Annotated in this window: 18 protein-coding genes; 14 read left to right on the top strand and 4 right to left on the bottom strand. The window is 48.2% G+C overall.

Annotated features, from left to right (window positions below; genetic code table 11):
- Positions 1-6 precede the first annotated feature (6 nt).
- The gene (locus BM030_RS10355) at positions 7-708 is read right to left on the bottom strand and encodes a YjjG family noncanonical pyrimidine nucleotidase (protein ID WP_090973573.1); all 702 of its coding nucleotides are present in this window, start codon (positions 706-708) and stop codon (positions 7-9) included.
- Positions 709-850: 142 nt separating this feature from the next.
- Between BM030_RS10355 and BM030_RS10350 the strand changes: the two genes are divergently transcribed.
- The 5 genes from BM030_RS10350 to BM030_RS10330 are packed head-to-tail and all read left to right on the top strand — an operon-like array spanning position 851 to position 4,533.
- Complete coding sequence (locus tag BM030_RS10350; protein ID WP_090973517.1) at positions 851-1,732, top strand: sensor histidine kinase; 882 nt, start codon at positions 851-853, stop codon at positions 1,730-1,732.
- Entirely contained in the window at positions 1,719-2,435 is a 717-nt protein-coding gene (locus tag BM030_RS10345; RefSeq protein WP_090973516.1) for a response regulator transcription factor, read from the top strand. The genes BM030_RS10350 and BM030_RS10345 overlap by 14 nt, the downstream gene beginning before the upstream one ends.
- Positions 2,432-2,953 (top strand): hypothetical protein, encoded by a 522-nt coding sequence (locus tag BM030_RS10340; protein WP_244518840.1) that lies wholly within the window; start codon positions 2,432-2,434, stop codon positions 2,951-2,953. The genes BM030_RS10345 and BM030_RS10340 overlap by 4 nt, the downstream gene beginning before the upstream one ends.
- Positions 2,954-2,960: 7 nt before the next feature.
- Complete coding sequence (gene hemE / locus BM030_RS10335; protein ID WP_090973515.1) at positions 2,961-3,998, top strand: uroporphyrinogen decarboxylase; 1,038 nt, start codon at positions 2,961-2,963, stop codon at positions 3,996-3,998.
- A 1-nt stretch (position 3,999) separates the two neighbouring features.
- On the top strand, positions 4,000-4,533 hold the full coding sequence (locus tag BM030_RS10330) for a CopD family protein (RefSeq protein ID WP_090973514.1): 534 nt from the start codon (positions 4,000-4,002) through the stop codon (positions 4,531-4,533).
- Between the two features lie 81 nt (positions 4,534-4,614).
- On the opposite strand, the gene BM030_RS10325 is transcribed toward BM030_RS10330, so the two are convergent.
- Positions 4,615-6,042 (bottom strand): NAD-dependent succinate-semialdehyde dehydrogenase, encoded by a 1,428-nt coding sequence (locus tag BM030_RS10325; protein ID WP_090973513.1) that lies wholly within the window; start codon positions 6,040-6,042, stop codon positions 4,615-4,617.
- A 188-nt stretch (positions 6,043-6,230) separates the two neighbouring features.
- Here BM030_RS10325 and BM030_RS10320 point away from each other — a divergent pair, with 188 nt between their 5' ends.
- From BM030_RS10320 to BM030_RS10280, 9 genes are all read left to right on the top strand, one after another.
- Positions 6,231-7,151, top strand: coding sequence for an SDR family oxidoreductase (locus BM030_RS10320; RefSeq protein WP_090973512.1), 921 nt, complete (start codon positions 6,231-6,233; stop codon positions 7,149-7,151).
- Between the two features lie 3 nt (positions 7,152-7,154).
- Positions 7,155-8,609 (top strand): flippase, encoded by a 1,455-nt coding sequence (locus BM030_RS10315; RefSeq protein WP_090973511.1) that lies wholly within the window; start codon positions 7,155-7,157, stop codon positions 8,607-8,609.
- 64 nt (positions 8,610-8,673) lie between these two features.
- Entirely contained in the window at positions 8,674-9,648 is a 975-nt protein-coding gene (locus BM030_RS10310; protein WP_139215876.1) for a glycosyltransferase family protein, read from the top strand.
- On the top strand, positions 9,641-10,690 hold the full coding sequence (locus tag BM030_RS10305) for a glycosyltransferase family 2 protein (protein ID WP_090973509.1): 1,050 nt from the start codon (positions 9,641-9,643) through the stop codon (positions 10,688-10,690). The genes BM030_RS10310 and BM030_RS10305 overlap by 8 nt, the downstream gene beginning before the upstream one ends.
- A gap of 188 nt (positions 10,691-10,878) precedes the next feature.
- A complete protein-coding gene (locus BM030_RS10300; protein ID WP_139215875.1) occupies positions 10,879-11,988 on the top strand; it encodes a hypothetical protein in 1,110 nt (369 codons plus the stop codon).
- 4 nt (positions 11,989-11,992) lie between these two features.
- Positions 11,993-13,081 (top strand): glycosyltransferase, encoded by a 1,089-nt coding sequence (locus tag BM030_RS10295; RefSeq protein WP_090973507.1) that lies wholly within the window; start codon positions 11,993-11,995, stop codon positions 13,079-13,081.
- Positions 13,078-14,220: a glycosyltransferase family 4 protein gene (locus BM030_RS10290; RefSeq protein ID WP_090973506.1), complete on the top strand. Its 1,143-nt coding sequence runs from the start codon at positions 13,078-13,080 to the stop codon at positions 14,218-14,220. Before BM030_RS10295 ends, BM030_RS10290 begins: the two co-directional genes overlap by 4 nt.
- Positions 14,221-14,239: 19 nt before the next feature.
- Entirely contained in the window at positions 14,240-15,373 is a 1,134-nt protein-coding gene (locus BM030_RS10285; protein WP_090973505.1) for an NAD-dependent epimerase/dehydratase family protein, read from the top strand.
- Complete coding sequence (locus tag BM030_RS10280) at positions 15,370-16,287, top strand: glycosyltransferase family 2 protein (RefSeq protein WP_090973504.1); 918 nt, start codon at positions 15,370-15,372, stop codon at positions 16,285-16,287. The genes BM030_RS10285 and BM030_RS10280 overlap by 4 nt, the downstream gene beginning before the upstream one ends.
- On the opposite strand, the gene BM030_RS10275 is transcribed toward BM030_RS10280, so the two are convergent.
- On the bottom strand, positions 16,258-17,937 hold the full coding sequence (locus BM030_RS10275; protein WP_090973503.1) for a capsule assembly Wzi family protein: 1,680 nt from the start codon (positions 17,935-17,937) through the stop codon (positions 16,258-16,260). The two genes, BM030_RS10280 and BM030_RS10275, sit on opposite strands and share 30 nt — an antisense overlap.
- 10 nt (positions 17,938-17,947) lie before the next feature.
- Positions 17,948-19,651: a capsule assembly Wzi family protein gene (locus BM030_RS10270; RefSeq protein ID WP_244518837.1), complete on the bottom strand. Its 1,704-nt coding sequence runs from the start codon at positions 19,649-19,651 to the stop codon at positions 17,948-17,950.
- Between the last annotated feature and the right edge of the window lie 161 nt (positions 19,652-19,812).

Below are 19,812 nucleotides of genomic sequence, written 5' to 3'. Positions count from 1 at the left end.
ATCGCATCAGAACAGGCTTGTGAGTTCGTTTAACGCGGCGATGCTTTGCTTTACGTCAAGCGGTACGTCCTCGTTTTTGGGATTGAAATAAATCGCATCCATACCTACTTGGTATGCCCCACGGATGTCGGCTTCTAAACTGTCGCCCACCATGACACTGCGCGGGATCGATGTTTTGGCGTTGGTTACGGCGTGATGGAAAATTTGGGGATGTGGCTTATGTACGCCCACTACTTCGGAAATCACCACGGTGGTAAAGTACCCTTTCAGGTTAGTTTTTGCGATTTTTAATTCAGAAGCTTCTTTGAAACCATTGGATATCAGGTGTAGGGTGTATTTTTCACGTAGGTAACCCAAGGTTTCATGCACATGCGGGAACAGGTGAGTCTTTTGCGGGCAGATTCGTAAATAGTCAATTTCGAACGCTTTGGGAAAAAGAGTGGGGTCGATGCCCAATTCGATGAACGTGTCTGCAAAACGTGCTTCACGCAGTTCGGCTTTGGTAATTTTGCCGTGATGGTACAAGGACCAAAGCCGCTGATTGTTCCGGTTGTATGTGTTGATGAACTGTTCGGCAGATTCAATGCCCAGTGCACGGAAGCGATAGGTATCGAACAGTTCAGCAAGTGTCTCTGCGGCGTTTCTTTCAAAGTCCCACAGCGTGTGGTCCAAATCAAAGAAGATATCCTTTTTACCCTTGTCACGCATACGGCAAAGGTACGGATTTTTGTTAAGCGCGTCTTCTTTTCTGAATGCGCGTATATATTTAAATATTGTCATAATGTGGCTTCTATTTGCTTTTAACTAAAGCAAATCAATACTTTTGTGATTTAGATTTTAGGGGATTGTTATGCGGAAGTCGTTGGTGTTGTTTTATTTTCTGGTTTTTTATGCGACGGCCCAGTTGATTTGGTGGGGCGTGTTGCTCGTTGAGGCACAACCGCACCGGAAGGTCATGATTATTGGCGAGGGGCTTTTTTTTATGCTTATTTTCGTGGTGGGGGCATTAAAATTAAAAAAGGCGGTTGTGCGGGAGCATAGGATCCAGCAGCAACAACAGAATTTCTTATTAGCGGTTACCCATGAGCTGAAGTCGCCGCTTGCGTCCATCAAACTGGCCGTCCAGACGATTCTAAAACGTGATTTGAACAAGGAGCAGCGGGAACAGTTCCTTTCCAACTCGCTCAAGGATATTGAGCGGCTTGATGATCTGGTTGGAAATGTGTTGGTTGCTACCAAAATGGAAAGTATCCGGCGCGATTTTCCCAAGGAAAACATCAACTTGACCGAGTTGATCCAACATGTGGCGAGCCGCTTGCAGATTCATTCCTGTACGTCCCAGATAATCAAGACAGAACTGGAACCAGATGTCCATATCGAGGGTGACAGGTTCGCACTAACCAACGTAGTGACCAACTTAATTGAGAATGCGGTGAAATACTCTCCCCCCTGTGCGCATGTGTTCGTTAAATTGGCGAAGAACAACGGCAGCATCGTGTTTTCTGTGGCCGACCACGGAATCGGTATACAGGACGACGAAAAAAAGCGTATCTTTAATAAGTTTTACCGGGTAGGCAATGAGGATACCCGTAAAACCAAAGGTACGGGGCTGGGGTTGTATATCGTGAAAACCGTGCTGGAAAAACACCGTGCACAGATTCGGGTGAAAGACAATACCCCATCGGGAAGTATTTTTGAAGTTATATTTAACAACCATTATGCAGCAAACTAAGCAACGTATTTTATTGGTGGAAGACGAAGAGCACCTCCTCGAAGCCATTAAACTGAATCTTGAGCTGGAGGGGTATCGTGTGTCTACGGCCACCGATGGAAAGAAGGCCTTAAAGATATTCAAGGAAGAGCGGTTTAACTTGGTGATATTGGATGTCATGATCCCCGAAATTGATGGCTTCCAGGTGGCCGAAACCATACGCCTACAGAATACGGAAGTGCCCATCATGTTCCTGACGGCCAAGAACAGTAGCGAAGATCGGATAACCGGCCTTAAGAAAGGGGCTGACGATTACTTGGTGAAACCGTTTAACCTCGAAGAGCTGATACTGCGTGTGGGCATATTGGTTAGACGCAGCATGAAAGGGGACGAACTGAAAGAGCTCAACGCGTATACCATTGGTGATAAGACCATTTATTTCAATTCGTTTGAACTCCACCATGCAGATGGTACGGTTACCTCGTTGACCAAGAAGGAAACCATGCTGCTCAAGCTGCTTATCGAGCGCCGTAATGAAGCGGTTTCGCGCGAGCAGATCCTGGAAACGGTTTGGAACTATGACGTCTATCCCTCAACACGTACCATAGATAATTTTATCCTGACATTTAGGAAGTATTTTGAGCCCGATCAGAAGCACCCGCGGTATTTCCATTCCATACGTGGGGTAGGATATAAGTTCACCGACAATCCGCAAAACTCATGATGACGTCCAAGGCGCGTGCCGCGGTTTTGTTTTTTTTGCTGTTGGTACTGGGCTACGCGATATATACGAACAACGTTCAGTCGGCCGTACTTATCGGGGGCGCAATGGGGTACCTCATCTGGAGCCACTACCGTGAGGGTACGGTTTTCATGGCCTCACAGGCGTTCCAGAAGCAGGATTACGACAAGGCGCGCCGATTGCTGGCGGATATCAAAAAACCCGAGTATCTGCGCAAAGGCAGACGCAATTATTACGAATTCATGAGTGGTAACCTTGCCCTGAAGATAGAAGATTATGATGCCGCCGAGCGGCATTTCCAGATTGCCTCGCGGCTGCCGTTCCGCAGGCAAAACGATAAGGCCATTATCCTAGTGAACTTGGCCAATCTTAATTTGAGAAAGCGGGACTTTGAACGTGTGAAGGCCTATGTCGACTTAGCAAGGAAGCTCGACGTAACGTCCCGCGTGGCGCAGATTATCAATAAAATCGAAAACGAAATACCCAAAGACAAAAGATAATATAATAGTGACTCATAATTTACAAAACGACCTACTCGTCCGTGCTGCCTTTTCGCGGCCCACCGAACGCCCACCTGTGTGGATGATGCGCCAAGCTGGCCGGTTCATGAAAGAATATTGGGATATCAAGAACAGATATTCCTTCCTTGAGATGTGCAAAACCCCTGAGATTGCCGCAGATGTAACCATGCTCCCCGTGGATTTATTGGGCATAGATGCAGCCATTTTGTTTTCGGATATTCTGGTAACAGCGGAAGCAATGGGCGGTCAACTGAGCTTTGAACAGGGAGTAGGACCCCAGTTCGCGAATCCGGTACGCAGCCGATCGGATGCAGAGGCGCTGCAAACGGATGTGGTACATAAACTGCAATACGTTGCCGAAGCTATTAAGGTGGTAAAACATCGGTTGCAAGGAAGTATCCCGCTGATTGGCTTTGCGGGAGCACCATTTACCGTGTTGAGCTACCTCGTGGAGGGCGGTTCGTCTAAAGACTTCAAACGGACGAAGCTGTTGCTGCACAATGAACCTGAACTGGCACACCTTATCCTGCAAAAGATAGCTGATGTAACGGTAGACTACCTCAATATGCAGATTTCAGCGGGTGTGGACGCGCTGCAGTTGTTCGATAGCTGGGCCCTGGCATTGGCTTGGGATGATTATGAAGCGTTTGCACATCGGTATAACGCTTATATCTTTTCGAAGATTGACCGGGGTGGGGTACCCGTCATTTCGTTCTGCAAGGGAAGCTCGGTTTTTGCCCCATTGATGGCAACGGCTAAACCCGATGTGGTTTCCGTGGACTGGAATGCTGACCTCCGCCACGTGAAAGATGGGTTGCCCGAAGGGATAGCTGTACAGGGGAATCTTGATCCGTTTGTGTTATATGCTGACAAAAAGGTAATCAAAGCGAAAATTTTGCAATTGTTTGAACGGATGCGGGGAACGGATGGCTTTATCTTTAATCTGGGCCATGGTATCATGCCGGATATCCCGTTTGACAATGTAAGGTATGCGATTGACATAGTGAAGGAATTCCGTTATTAATATGCTTTATCTATATGCCAAAGCGGTACACATTATTTTTGTAATCACGTGGATGGCGGGCTTATTCTATATGGTAAGGCTGTTTATCTACCATACCGAAGCGAAGCAGAAGCCGGATGATGAATACCGGATATTGCATCATCAATTTATGGTGATGGAAAGTAAACTATGGTGGATCATCACCACACCGTCCATGTACTTGGCGGTCGCGGCGGGGTTGACCATGGTTTTCTTGGCGCCGGCATTGTTAGGGGCTGGATGGATGCACGTGAAGCTGACTTTCGTACTGGGGCTGGTGGCCTACCACTTCATCTGCCAGCGTATCCTATATCGGCTTCGGGACGAAACAAGCCGGTGGACATCCATGCGCCTGCGCGTGTGGAATGAGTTGGCTACGGTGCTGCTTTTCGCCATCGTTTTTACCGTGGTGCTCAAGAGTGCGGTCAATTGGATATATGGTGTTCTGGGGTTGTTGATATTGTCGGCCATGCTGATGCTGGCCGTGAAGTGGTATAAAAAAATCCGGGAAAGGTGAAAGTGATTTCGTTCTGCTGCTGGGCAGGCCTTGTTAGAAGGCAAGCGTAACAGACGCATCCGAGCCTGTTCTTCCGCGAGCTTAGCCGCCAAAGCAGAGGTATTTGATTTCTGTATACTCATCAATCCCGTGTTTTGAGCCTTCGCGCCCGATGCCCGATTGTTTCACGCCGCCGAACGGTGCCACGGCATTGGAGAGCAAGCCGGTGTTTACCCCTACCATACCCGCTTCAAGCTGCTCAGACACACGCCAGCAACGGTTCACATCAGTGCTGTAAAAATAGGCAGCTAAGCCGAATTCTGTATCATTGGCCTTGGCTATGCCCTCTTCCTCTTTTTTGAACCGGAATAACGCGCATAGCGGCCCGAATGTTTCCTCATGCGCCAGCTGTGCGGTAGGAGGAACATCTGCGATGACTGTAGGCTGGAAAAATAGTCCCGATTCGGCTTTTCCGCCCGTTAGTAGACGTCCTCCTTTATCGATGGCGTCCTGCACGTGCGCTTTTACTTTTTCCAGTCCATCCCGGTTGATTAGCGGTCCTACCTGTACATCCTCATCCAGTCCGTTACCCACTTTGAGCTTTTTTACTGCCCAGGTCAGTTTTTCAGCGAAACTATCAAAAACTCCATCCTGTACATAAAATCGGTTGACCGAAACACAGGTCTGGCCGGCGTTTCGGAACTTGCCTGCGATGGCACCCGTCACCGCCGCATCGATATCGGCATCGTTGAAAACAAGGAAAGGTGCATTACCGCCCAGTTCAAACGATACCCGTTTGATTGTTCCCGCTGCTTGGGCCATCAACGAGCGCCCCACCTCGGTGGAGCCGGTGAAGGAAATCTTGCGTACTTTATCGTTGGTAGCCAGCTCGGCACCCATACCTTTGCTGTCTCTGCCCGTAATAACATTGAAAACACCTGGAGGGAATCCCGCTTTGTGGGCCAATTTGGCTACCGCCAGTGCAGTAAGTGGGGTTTGGGATGCCGGCCGGAGGACCACCGTGCATCCGCATGCCAATGCCGGGGCTACCTTTCGGGTAACCATGGCCAGCGGGAAGTTCCAGGGAGTGATGGCAGTTACTACCCCCACCGGTTGTCGGATCGTAATCAGCCGTTGGCCTGCTTTGGGGGCTGGGATGGTCTCGCCGTAAGCCCGTTTAGCTTCTTCAGCAAACCACTCCACGAATGATGAACCGTAATCCACTTCGGTCAGGCTTTCCTTCAGTGGCTTGCCGCTTTCCAGGGTCATGATGCGCGCTAGTTCATGTTTGTTGGCCACTATCAATTCATACCATTTCCGCACGATATCACTGCGGGCGCCGGAAGGCGTGTCACGCCACTCCGGCCATGCCGCGTGGGCATAATCGATAGCTGCCCGGCAATCTGCTACACCGAGATCGGGTACGGATGCAATGGCTTCTCCGGTAGCGGGATTGACGACATCAAAGGTATCCCGGCTGTGGATAAATCTGCCGTTTAGGTACGACTTGTCTACGATTAATTTTTCCATTGAGCGAGTTGTTGATCAACTAATGACGTATCCATGTTTTGTCATGAACGCGGGCTACGTATCACATGAAACACCAGATAAATGTAAAGGTTTTTCAGACAACTCCCAACATTCGGCCCGATGTGTGCTTTAATTATCTTTATTGTATTTTTGCTACACACAGACGAACGATGGATTAAGAAAGTCCAATGAATAAATCAAAAAAGAAAATATATATAGCGGGTTGTGGAGGAATGCTCGGCGAAGCTTTTTACCAAGTTTTTAAAAATGACTATTTACTCAAATGTACCGATATAGACATCAATGAGCCTTGGCTTGAGTTTTTGGATTTTCGTGATTTACAGTCGTACAGAGCCGATGTTAGGTCTTTTGCTCCCGACTTCTTGTTCCATCTTGGGGCTCATACGGACCTGGAATTTTGTGAAGCCAATGCCGATGAAGCTTATTTAACAAATACGATAGCAGTTGAAAATGCCGTGCATATCGCCAACGAATTGAACATTCCACTGCTTTATATTAGTACTGCAGGTATATTCGACGGAGAAAAGGCCTTTTATGACGACTGGGATCAGCCCAATCCGCTGGGACACTATGCACGTTCAAAGTACTTAGGTGAACGTTACGTGGTAGAACATGCGTACAAATACGTTGTATGCCGCGCCGGTTGGATGATGGGCGGCGGACCGAAGAAAGACAAGAAGTTCGTAAACAGATTGATCCAACAGTTGGTTGCAGGTAAACGGGAATTATATATCGTAAACGACAAAGACGGTACTCCCACCTATACCATTGATTTTGCCCGGAATGTGAAGTTGATTCTGGAAAAGGAATATTGGGGCCTTTATAACCTGGTATGTAACGGGCAAACCAGTAGACGGGAGGTTGCTGAGGAACTCGTGGACATCCTGGGGTTGAAGCAAGAGGTGGTCTTTCATGAAGTTACGTCAGATTTTTTTAAGGATACATTTTATGCGCCACGGCCGCCGTCCGAGCGTTTAATCAATAAGAAGCTTAATCTCAGGGGCATAAATGTCATGCGCGATTGGCGTGAGGCGCTCAACGAGTATATTGAACTGTATTTCAAAGCCTACCTTAGCGACAAACTTTAATGCATGGGCAATATTCAGCGGAATGTTATCTACAATGTGGCGCTTTCGGTGAGCCAGGTGCTGTTCCCGTTGCTGGTATTCCCGTATGTATCCCGCATACTCGGTCCGGCGGGTATTGGCAGCGTTTCTTTCGTAGATAGCATTACACAGTGGGGTATGCTTTTTGCCGCGCTGGGTATTCCGCTATATGGTGTGCGTGAAATAGCCAGGGCGCAGCATGACCGCAAGGAACGCACGAAGCTGTTCAGTGAACTCATTGTTCTCCATTTACTGACTACGGTTTTATTTTTGGCTTTTTTTATTATTGGTTTTGTCAGTTTGGACCTATTTGCATCGTACCGGCAGTTATTTTGGATAGGTGCGGGAATGCTGCTGGTGAACGTTTTTGCAATCGAATGGCTGTTTCAGGGCATGGGTGCATTTCCCTATATCACATGGCGAACCGTTTTGGTCCGCATTTTGGCAACAGGCATGGTTTTTATTTTCGTGAATGATCCCGGAGATGTTGCTGTTTACTATGCACTAACCCTGCTGGCCATGTTCCTTAATGTCTTGTCAAACACCTATTACGCCAGACGATTTGTCCGTTTTTCGTTTAAAGGGTTAACCATTAAGCGCCATATCAAACCCATTTTTTTGATATTTTCCTTTACAGTGGTTACCAGTATCTACACGCTGTTTGATCACACCTTATTGGGGCTTTTATCTGATAATATACAAGTTGGGTATTACAGTACTGCGGTGAAATTGACCAAAATAGTGGTTACCGTTTTAGTGGCAATATCTACCGTAATTGTACCTGCCATTTCCTATGTAATCAGCCGGGGCAAGCGTGAGGAATCAGTGTCTTTATTGCAAAAATCGTTTGCGTTGACGGTGTTTGTGAGCGTACCGGCGGCGCTGGGATTGTATATGGTAGCGCCGAATATTGTTTTATTGTTTGCCGGGGCTGATTTTGAGCCCGCTGTGGCTGCATTACGGATTTTAGCACCCTCTATTTTTTTTATTGGGCTAAGTAACGTTTTCGGTATGCAAGTATTGAACCCAACGAACAATGAGCGACTTTTTTTTAGGGCAGCGTTGGTGGGCGTAGCGGTTAGTTTAATGGCGAATATGCTTTTGATTCCTGTATACCGAAGCGTGGGAGCCGCCCTTGCCGGCCTGCTTACGGAGATCGTGGTATGTATTTTATTGGGGTTATTTGCATTAAATAAGTTTCCTTTCCGACCTGATTGGTACGCGGTATTCAAGGCGTTGATTGCGGCATTGCCAATGATGGCCCTGTGTTTGGTAACGGAACGGTTAACGATGTCCCTTATCGCAGAAACGGTTGTGGTAGTAATGGGGGCGGTTTTTAGTTATCTTGCGGTGCAATATTTTGTATGGAAAAATCCTTTGGTTAAGGATATGCTGAGATTGGTGCCGGTTAAATTTCCAGGGAAAGAAAGACCACGCTGAACATATGGGCAGGATATATGTACTTTTTTACGATTACCTACATACCAGTGGAAATCATGCTGGAATGGCCCATCTGGCGCGCACATTGCGCCACAGTAACAGCCGGATCCGGTTGATTAAGCACCCCATCCAGGAATATAAGGGTGGGTGGATAGTTGCGCTCGGTTATGCTTGGATAATGGCCGTGTACCTTAGGCTGGTATTGCGCAGCGGCGATCAGGTGGTTTTTTTTGAATATCTTTCCGGTGATTTTGGTTTTCAAGATACTATTGCGCGCTTACTCCGGAAATGGAGGGTGAGCAATTTTTTTTCGGGTATCGTCCATTTGGGAGGCGATCAGTTGTTGGAGTTGTATAAATCTCACGCCGGAATAAAAGAACGCCTTGATTTGATAGACCGTGTGTTGGTCTTCGGCTCTTCATTGCGGTTTTTTTTACAGGAGCAAGTCAGGTACAGGGGAGAAGTGATTCAGACGTTTCATTACGCCGATGTGGATTATTACAAACCGCTGAGCGAGGGGCCGAAAGACCATAACAGCCGATTGCAAGTGCTGTTTTTAGGAGCTATCAAGCGTAATATTGCACAATTGGCAGATATTATCGGTCGGGTTGGCGATGGCATCGATTTCCATATCTGCGTCGGTAAGCATAAAGGTTATCCCCAATTGAGCAAGTTTCCGCAAGTAACGGAGTACGGTTACCTGAATGAGGGCGAGCTGTTGGAGTTGATGCGGCGCTGCGACGTGAACCTTTCCGTATTTTATGATACGGTGGGTAGTAATGCGATCACAGGGACGCTTGCGGTTGGTTTGGCCCAGGTTGCTTCCCATGTGGGATCGATTGAAGATTATGGTGATAGTTCCAATGCCATATGGTGCGATAGCACAGCGGACTTTACCGTTGCTCTCCGTACTTTGAAAGCTGATCCGCAGCGGCTTCAATCCATGAAATTAAGTGCTCGAAGAATGGCAGAGCGAATTTCACTGCCGCAGTTTGTTTCTTATTTTAATACACTATTTGCACGTGATCAATATGATTGACAAGCATCCCACAGTAACAGTGTTAATGCCTGTATACAACGGAGAGCGGTACATATTGGAGGCCGTAAAGAGTGTGCTTGGGCAGTCTTATACAGATTTTGAGCTTTTGGTCATTGATGATTGCTCGTCTGACAGCAGCGTTACCATATTGGAGGCGGTAACTGATCCGCGTATGATACTTGTAAGTAATACGCATAACATGGGGTTGGCGGCTACATTGAACAGGGGAATATCACTGGCCAAAGGCACATGGATTGCCCGCATGGATCAGGACGACATCGCCCATCGTGAACGTCTGAGGTTACAGGTGGATTTCATGGAAAGACACCCCGATGTAGCGGTTTGTGGATGCGGTGTGGAGGTATTCTATGTGCATGGAGGTACCCATCGGCATTATTTCCCGCTGTCATACGACGCGGTCAAAGTAGAAGCGCTTTTCAATAGCCCCGTGTCTCATCCGGGAGCGATGATACGGAAAGAAGTGTTGATTGCAGGAGCATACCAATACGATGAAGCTCCTAATAATGTAGAGGATTATGACTTGTTTAGCCGGTTAAGCCATCAATATCCCATTGTAAATCTGCCCTACTTCCTCCTGCGCTACCGTGTGTCTGGTTACAACGAAACGATGAAAGCTGAAGCACCGGAGCGTGCAGCCATCCGTAAAGAAGCTATCACGCGGGTGCAGGCGACCAATCTTGCCAAAGCCGGTATCCAGCCCACGGCCCGGCAATTGGATTTGCATTATCTATTGTCATTGACCGCACGGATCCAACAGTTAAACGACAGTACGTATTCACTGAATGAGATAAAAGCTTACCTTTACCATATTAGAAAGCAAATCGTTCGCACCGGGTTCGCCCACCGGAGCAGTGCTGCGGGGATCACCGGCAAGGTTTTTCTGAAGGTAGTGATATATAACGCCAGGCTGTGGGGACTGCGCAAGGGGGTGGCCGCGATATGCAGTCGCATGTTGTGGGATGGAATCTGGCACCTGCTGGCTTTGCGCGGCAGTTATTTATTAAAGATAAAACGCATTTGAAGATGATGTTGGTCAAAAGCAAACTTCATTCCCTTTGGTTGTTGTTGCTTTATTTTCTATATATCTTCAACATATCATTCGCTCCTTTTCCGTATTATGTGCGCACCCGTATTATTTTTGGGGTGTTGGGGCTTCTGCTTGGCCTACTGTTACTCCGACCGAGGGTCAGTAAATCTGTAATTTATTTCATGGTTGCGGTGTTATTGTTACTCGTGCCGTGCGGTTTGACGTTTCTGGTAAACGGCGTATTCGATGCTTGGTTTATCCAATATGCGGCGCAACAGGTTTTACACTTATCCGGAGCTTATCTGTTGGTGTTGCTTTCACTGCAATTTGTCAAGCCATTCGATTTGAATAGGCTGTTCTTGTTCATCATATATGCCGTTGCGCTGAATAACCTTCTCGCTGCCGTCATGTTCATTGCCCCGCCTTTACAGGACTTCATGCTTGCAATACAGAATCACGATGAACTCGCGCGCACTAAATTGGAAGAGTATCTTGATATGGATTTCCGGCTCTACGGTTTGGGCATCCATACTTTTTTCATGGGGGGGCTTCTGTCTGGCTATTCCTTATTGCTGGCAGCGTATCTGTTGCGCAAGGAACGTCGTGGTAAACAAACGTTGTGGCTAACATTGTTATTCTTGTTTATTGCCATTACCGGCTTGTTCATTGCCCGGACTACGCTGGTGGGGGCGGCTATAGGAACGGTATATATCCTTTGGCCGTCCCGTTGGAGCGCGACTTTTTCCAGGGGTGCGATAAAACGTAATTTTCTTTTCATCGCTGTGCTGTTGGCTTCCATGATATTCGGCGTCATCGCACTCAATTATTTCTTTCCAGAAGCATGGGATTCGGACATCATCGGTTATGCGCTGGAGTTTTATATCCGTATGGATCAGGGTGACGCGCTGGCTACAGAATCGACGGACCATCTAAAGACCATGTATATATGGCCGGATAGCTGGCGGACATGGCTTATAGGCGATGGCCGGTTTAATGTGCCAGGTGGGTTTTATATGGACACTGATGTGGGTTACCTCCGTATGATTTACTATTTCGGCGTCACGGGCATGTTGCTTTTCTTTGTTATCCAGTTCGTTTTGGTGGAAAGGATTCATCGGTTTTACCGTGACAGGCATGTGTCTTTCTTTCTGTTTGCATCTGCTGTTTTCGTGCTGCTGCTCAACTTGAAAGCGTTGGCTGACGTGAATGCATTTTTTTACCTGATATTGTGGCTGGCAATAATAAAACGTGACGAGTCGCTTGAAAATGCCAAAAAAGGCGAAAACCTGTGATTGAATGAAAATACTGCTTGTTATCAATTCATTAAATGGTGGTGGTGCGGAAAAAATAATTGTTGAATTTACCAGACGGTTGTCTCGCATCAAAGACATTGAAGTCAAGTTCCTGGTGTTGTCATCAAAGCGGGCGGTTTATCTCAATGCACTGGTTGATGCGGATATCGAAGTGATGTTTTTGGGAAAAAACGAATATAATCCGTGGTTGATCGTAAAAATGATACCGATTATCAGCCAGTTCGATATTGTTCACGTGCATTTATTCCCTGCGCAATATTTTGTAGGTTTAGCATCGTTTTTGTCTCGGCACCGAAAGAAGCCCGCTTTGATTTTCACAGAGCACAGCAGTCATAACAAGCGACTGGGAAAGCCCTGTTTAAGATGGCTGGAAAAGTGGATCTATTTTAGGTACGGTAGCGTTATTGCGGTCAGCCAAAGTGTGAAAAACAAGGTCTGTTCTTGGATCAATCACCGTAATATCGTGAAGATACCGAACGGCATACCTATAGATTCGATTAGCGTTGCCCCGATTTATAGCAAAGTTGAATTAGCCGCACAGTTCGGTATTCCGGAGGGAGCAAAACTGATGCTCATGGCCGCTCGTTTTGAGTTTCCCAAGCGGCAAGATTTGCTTGTTCAGGTGCTCGGCTTGTTACCGGGAAACTATCATCTTTTATTGGCAGGCAGCGGTACCAACGAAAGTCATGTTAATGCGGTTGCTTTAAGAAACGGGGTTGCGGAGCGAGTGCGGTTTTTGGGATTTAGGGATGACATTTACTCGCTAATGAAGTCGGTCGATATAAACGTATTGTGGAGCGACTACGAAGGCATGTCTGGTGTAGTACTGGAGGCAATGATGGCAGGAAAACCTTATTTGGGTTCGGATGTTGAAGGGATAAATGACATCATTCCTGCATCAGATTTTCTTTTCGACTCGTTAGCTGATTTGGCAGCGAAGGTGAGGATTTTATGCGAAAATCAGGCCGAAGCGGCGAATTGTGTTGAGATTGGCAGAAGGTATGCCGCAGATTATCACTTGGACATTATGGTGAAAAGGCATGTTGAACTATATAAATCGCATATTAATTGAATAAGAGAATAGCACTGGTTTCCAATACGTCGTGGAGTTTTGTCAAATTCAGGTTGCCCCTGCTTATCCGGTTAAAGGCCGCAGGTTATGGTGTTATCGTGGTGGCTCCGCCGGATGAGGAAAGCGCTGTTTTTGCCGAACATGGGTTAACCTATGTCCCGCTTTTGAAGCTTCAGCAGAAAGGGAAAAATCCGTGGCATGATTACCGGCTTTATCGGGAAATCCGGCAGATTTATGCGACATGGCGGCCTGATTTAGCGATCCACTATACCATAAAGCCCAACATTTACGCGACCAAGGCAGCATCGAGCCTGGGAATACCATGTATCGCGGTGATTACCGGGCTGGGATATGCCTATATCAACGGAGGACTTCTCGCGAAGATCACCGATTTCCTCTATAAGCACGCACTTAAGCACGCGGAACAGGTATGGTTTCTCAATAGGGATGACCGGGCCGTGTTTGTCCAAACACGGAAAATTGTGCAGGCTTCTCGAGCGGTGTTGCTGAATGGAGAAGGCATCGATGCCAAGAAGCGGTTTAACCCTGAAGGGGTGGAGAGGAAGAGGGAAAGTGGGGCATTGCGGTTTCTCTTCGTGGGGCGGTTGCTGCACGACAAAGGTATCGGGGAGTATGTGGAGGCAGCTGCACAGGTGAAGGCACGTCATCCCGAAATGGAGTTTAATATATTGGGTTATCTCAATGTGGATAATCCAAGCGCCGTACGTGCGGAGACCCTGGCAGCATGGGAAGAGCGGGGGGTGGTAAAGTACTTAGGGGCGGTGGCTGACGTGCGATCAGTTCTTTTGCAGCACGATTGTGTGGTACTACCATCGTACCGCGAAGGGATGTCTACTACGCTGATGGAGGCTGCGGCGCTGGGGCTGCCCTTAATTGCCACGGACATACCGGGGTGCAAGGAATTGGTAGATGAGGGGGTGACGGGTTTCCTGTGCCGTCCGAAAGATGTATCCAGCTTGGCGAACCGTATGGCGGATTTTATCCGGCTTTCACCATCCGCCCGCCTGGCTATGGGCCAACAGGGACGGGAAAAGATGCTCCGCGAATTTGATATGGATGCAGTTATCGCATATTACTTTACGGTTATTCGAAATTTGTTGAACGAAAGCGCGAAATAACCGTTATTTTGCAAAGGATATGGAAATATTGATCTCAGGCGGCGCTGGATTTATCGGTAGCCATTTGGCCGTCCGGTTATTGGCGCTGGGACACCGGGTGACGGTATTGGATAACTTGCTGCCACAGGTGCACGGGGAGCAACCGGCGAAAGATTCTTATTTGTACCGCAGGGTAAACGCCAGTGTCGCGTTCGTGAAAGGTGATGTGACCAGCCGGCAGGATTGGGAAAAGTGTCTGGAAAACAAGGATGCAGTGGTGCACCTCGCTGCCGAGACAGGTACGGGCCAATCGATGTACCGGATAGCACGTTACACCGATGTAAATGTATGTGGCACGGCGACGATGCTGGATGTGCTTGCGAATGCATCACGGCATTCCGTAAAGAAAATTGTGCTGGCTTCATCACGGGCCGTATATGGAGAAGGTAAATACCGTTGCCCTGACGGACGGATTGTCTATCCCCCGCCGCGCAGAAAAATAGATTTGGATAATGGTATTTTCGAGGTGCAGCACCCCGGAGAAGCCTTTTTGCAGGCGTTGGCAACCGATGAGTCTTCGGCTTTGCATCCGACATCGGTATACGGCCTTACAAAGCTTCATCAAGAGCAGTTGCTTACAACGGTTTGTCCGGCAATCGACGTTGCGCCCGTGGTATTGCGCTATCAAAATGTATACGGACCCGGGCAGTCATTGCGTAATCCCTATACAGGCATACTGTCCATCTTTTCTACGCTCATTTGCCAAGGGAAGGAGCTGAATATCTTCGAAGATGGCCAGGAAAGCCGTGATTTTGTTTTCATTGATGACGTGGTCGAAGCAACCGTTCTGGCACTTACGCGCGGGGAAGCCAATGGCCAGGTATTTAACGTGGGTGCCGGAAAGCCGGTTTCCGTGTTGGAGGTAGCTAAGACATTGATGAAGTACTTTGGCAAGCAAGTGAAGTTCAATGTGTCTGGAAATTACCGGCTTGGAGACATCCGGCATAATTTTGCAGACATTTCCCGGATTAACAAAGAACTGGGCTACACGCCTTTGGTATCGTTTGATGAAGGTATACGCCGTTTCGTGGCTTGGGTAAACGAGCAGGGGGTGCAGGAGAGCGGATATGAAGACAGCTTAACGGAGATGGCACAACGGGGCATGTTCAAATGAAGGCAGCTTTAACGCCGAAAATAGGTTTGGTAACGGTGCTTTACCGGAGCGAAGCGGTGCTTCCTGGTTTTTTTAGGAGCTTGTCCGCGCAATCATTCAAGGATTATCACCTTTATCTTATCGATAATGAACCGAGCAGGAATTCCGCGGCGCTTATTCAAGCGATGCAGGTGCAATATCCGGTGGCGGGATATACCTATATCGCCAACGACGAAAACAAAGGGGTAGCCCACGGCAATAATCAGGGGATCGAGCATTCGCTGAACGCTGGGTGCACACATACCTTGCTGCTGAACAACGATATTGAATTTGAGCAGGAACACCTGTTACGGGACATGTATGCCCATGCCGTGATATCCGGTGATCGGATGGTTGTTCCGAAAATACTCTTTTATGACAGCCGTAAAATATGGATGGCGGGCGGACGGTTGCTGAAGTTCCGGGGGTATACCACGCACGTGGGTGGCCTAAAACCCGACGGCCCGGATTACGATGTTGCCGGTTACTTTGATTATGCCCCCACCTGCTTTATGTTGATAGACAACCGGTTGTTTGAAGAAATAGGTCTGATGGATCCCAATTACTTTGTCTATTTCGATGACACCGATTTCGTATATCGGGCAGTGAAGCGGCGGTACCGGGTCTATTATCTACCCCAACTGGTGGTTCTCCATAAGGAAAGCTCTTCTACGGGAGGGGCTATATCCCCTTTTTTCACCTATTATTTCAATCGCAACCGTATCTATTTCATTCGCAAAAATTTCCGGGGCCTGCAACGATGGATAGCATTATCTGTAACCACCTTAGCCAATCTACGTAATCTGATCCGTTATGGCCGGCAGAGCCGCAGGAACCTGTTGAACGCCATTAAGGCGGGATGGCAGCTAAAACCGGTACATCATTCCGACCGTTAATTGGAATTGGTTTTTGTCCACCGGCGTGAAATTCCAGAAATCTTCCCTGACCTCGCGGGGATGGTCTATCAATTCATATTGATAATTATGGGAGCGGGCATAGTGGATTCTCCCTGAAAATATAAACTTGCGGTAATCCCATTCGGTTAATGCAGATATACCTAAGTCTACCCAGTTGCGCCGGATGTCGCTGCTGGCGGCATAGTAAAAGTCGTTAAGATGGACGAGGCGCTCAACCTGCAAGCCGATTTGTTTGACACCTTTCAGCCAACTTACATAAATTGCCTGTACATTGCTGCCCGGACCTATTCCTGCGCCAAGCAGTTGACCACGGTGGGTATAGCCGTGCCTTACCTGAGGATGGATGTACCAAGTATTGCCGCCCCGCACCTCCAATGTACGCGTTTTTTCCGTTTGGGTAGCTTCTATGCCGATTTGCATATGCTCATTCCTGAGGCGGTTGAACGGGAAAAGTTTCCGAAACCCGACGGTATAAGCCCGTGAATTTTCCAGTTGAACGGCTAAGTCCCGCAGATCCCAAGCAGGCTCATTGCGCCCATATTCCATATAAATTTCTGCATTGCCCTTTGGCATTACCCATCGGCCAAAGTACGACAGGTAGGCATCTCTGTTTCTGGATTGCTCACTGGTTCCGCTATAGCCGATAAAGGGTAAGGAGAGGTAGTCGGCGATCCCCTGGCCCTGGTCGCTTCGATTCACGACAAAGCTCTGGGCAAATCCGAGTGACAAGCCGGGCAACCACTTGGGTTGCCAACTGACGGTGAGTCCGGAGATGTAGCGCGACGCCGCCGGTTTGGGTATATAGTACTGGTCGTAATGGCTGGGAATTCCCTGTTTGGTAGGAGCAAAGCCAGAAGGGTCAAGTTTTCCGATAATGAACTGTCCTTCGAACGATCCGATGTTGCTTCGGATAGGGCTGGTTGTATTGATAGTGGCATGAAGGAATCCCGGCGCAGTGTTACTCATCAGCAACGAATTGCGGATGCCCGGCCCCCACCAGATATTTTCGGTTGAAATGCCCGCAGATAAAGACCGATAATTAATGCGTATACTGCTCTGGCCCGGAAACAGCCGGGTGTAAGCTCCGTCACCGAAATGTTCCGGCATATCAATATTGTTGTAAAATTCATACCAAAGGCGCCAGGAAGGTTCTGTCTTGCCATCAAACCCGAGGTAATAGTTATTTTGCGCATAGACAAATTCTGGACGCAGCTGAATGCTCAAGAATTTATATCTGGCGTATAATCCTGCACTTAGTTGTGTTTGGTAACCCACGTTAGGGATCAGTGAACCATCGTTCCACCCATAGGGGAATCCCGAGGTTACCTGATGCTGCCACAGCAACGGGAGGATTTGAACGGTCCATTCCTCGTTATTGATGATACCGGTTTCGGACGATCGGACACTGTCAACGTCGTGAGGATCCGATTTTTGAAGCGCATCGGCGTAAAGCGGTCTTACCGAAAAGGAAATGGAGGAGTCCAACAGGCCCAGTAGCTGGTCGCGGCGGTACTTGTCTTCCAAAGCCGGCATGCCTAAAGGTAATGTTTGCGAAGATAGTGGGTGAGGCTTTGCTACGGCAAGCAACAGGAGCAAAGCAGTAGCGTATATCGTGTTTTTTGTTGTCATCGCATATCAGTTAAAAACGGTACATCGCCCCGACATTCATAAAGAAGTTGTGCTTGTCTTGTGCGTTAAAACCCCAGAAATTGTCAGGATTAACAGGGTTTTCTTCCAATTCATATTGGTAGTTCAAGGCCCGGGTGAGCTGCATCCGCCCGCTGAAGACAAAGTTTCCATAATCCCATTCGGCAAACGCCATCCCAGAAAGATTGACCCAGTTCCGCCGCAAATCGCCCGTCCTCATCGCATAAAGGAGGTCGTTGTTATGTGTTTCCCGTTCAAGCTTGACACCCAGTTGTTTAAGTCCTTTGAACCAACTGACCTGGAGGGTTTGCAGGTTTCCCCCTAAGTTGATACCCGCACCCAACAACTGGCCCATATGGGTGTATCCGTGTCTTACTCCTGAATGCCTGTACCATGTGCCCGCAGGCCTGTAAATAGTGGGCTTGCCATCTTCCATCTGGGTTACCTCAATTCCGATATTGAGCCACTCGCCTGCCCTTGGGAGTCCCACCAGTTTCCGGAAACCGATAACATATGCCCGTGAATGTTCCAACTGCACGAAGAAATCGCGTAAATTCCAGGAGTGATCGTTCCTGCCGTATTCCACATAAGCCTCGGCATGGGCTTCCGGGATAACCCAGCGCGCAAACATAGACACCAGTTGATCCCTGGCCCGCGTATTGCCCGGCTCATCCAAATATTCCCGCTTGGCGGCTGAACCGGAATTGAAGACAGCGAGCCAATCTTTCAGGCCGGAGCGCATGCCACTTCGATACATCGTAAATGCGCGCGTTATGCCTACCGACAAGCCGGGTACCCATTTAGGCTGGTATGTTAAAGCCAGGGCCGATAGGTACCGCCAGTCATCAGGCATCGGTTGGTAGAACGCATCGTGGAACTCCTGCCTATTGGCATTATAAGTGGGTAGGTAGCCCGATGCTTCCAGCCGCCCTCCTACAAGCTGCCCTTCAAAATCGCCGATGACGGTGCGTATTGGCCGGGTAGTATTCAGCGTCAGGTGCGCGAACCCCGGAGCGGTATTTGTCATCATCAATGAATTATGTATGCCGGGCCCCCACCAGAGGCTTTCGGTGGAAAGGCCGATTGATACGGGGTGAAAGTTAAGACGAATGCTGCTTTGACCCAGTACCGTCTTGGTATATCCTCCCGTTCCAAACCGTTCTGGCAAGTCTATGGTGTTGCCGCGGAGCCTGTACCACTGTTGCCAGTGGGTGCGGTTTTCGCTGTTGAAGCCCGGATAATCTTGGTTGGCCGCCCACACGAACTCGGGCATCAACTGTATGCTGAGAAATTTGTAAGACGCATAAAATCCCGCGCTGAAATAACCTTGGGGGCCTACGGCGGGAATGATCGGGCCGTCATTACGGCCAGTAGGGAACGTACTATTATAAAGGAGGCTTGCCGTGATGGGCATCAATTGAAATACTACGTCACCTTGGGAAGATCGGTGCAAGCCGGAACCATCGGTCCGGATACTGTCGAAACGATATAGGTCATCCTTTTTTAACGCCCAATTGGTCAGTGGGCGAATGGCAAAAGAAATGTTAGAATCAACCTCGCCGAGCAATTGCTGCCGCCTATACATATCTTCAATAGCCATTGTTCCTACCGGCAACCATTGGCCATGAGCTGAAAATGCATTGCAAGTGACGATGGTTATCAGTAAAAAGTAAACGAGTACCTTGCCATTCATCATAATTTTGAAATTTAATTGATTAGGGAACACGATCGTTATCCGCTATTTATGCTGCGTTGTTCGTTATAGATTTATGGATATTTAGTTCCTCTAGAGATTTACCGGCCATTGTGCGATGATTTTTTGGTCTTTTTTATATGAACAGAATAAAAAATAGTTAT

It is taken from the genome of Parapedobacter composti, from assembly GCF_900112315.1.
In the GTDB taxonomy this organism is placed as follows: Bacteria; Bacteroidota; Bacteroidia; order Sphingobacteriales; family Sphingobacteriaceae; genus Parapedobacter; species Parapedobacter composti.
The sequence above is the reverse complement of the archived record's forward strand: the minus strand, read 5'-3'. Positions and strand labels throughout refer to the sequence as shown.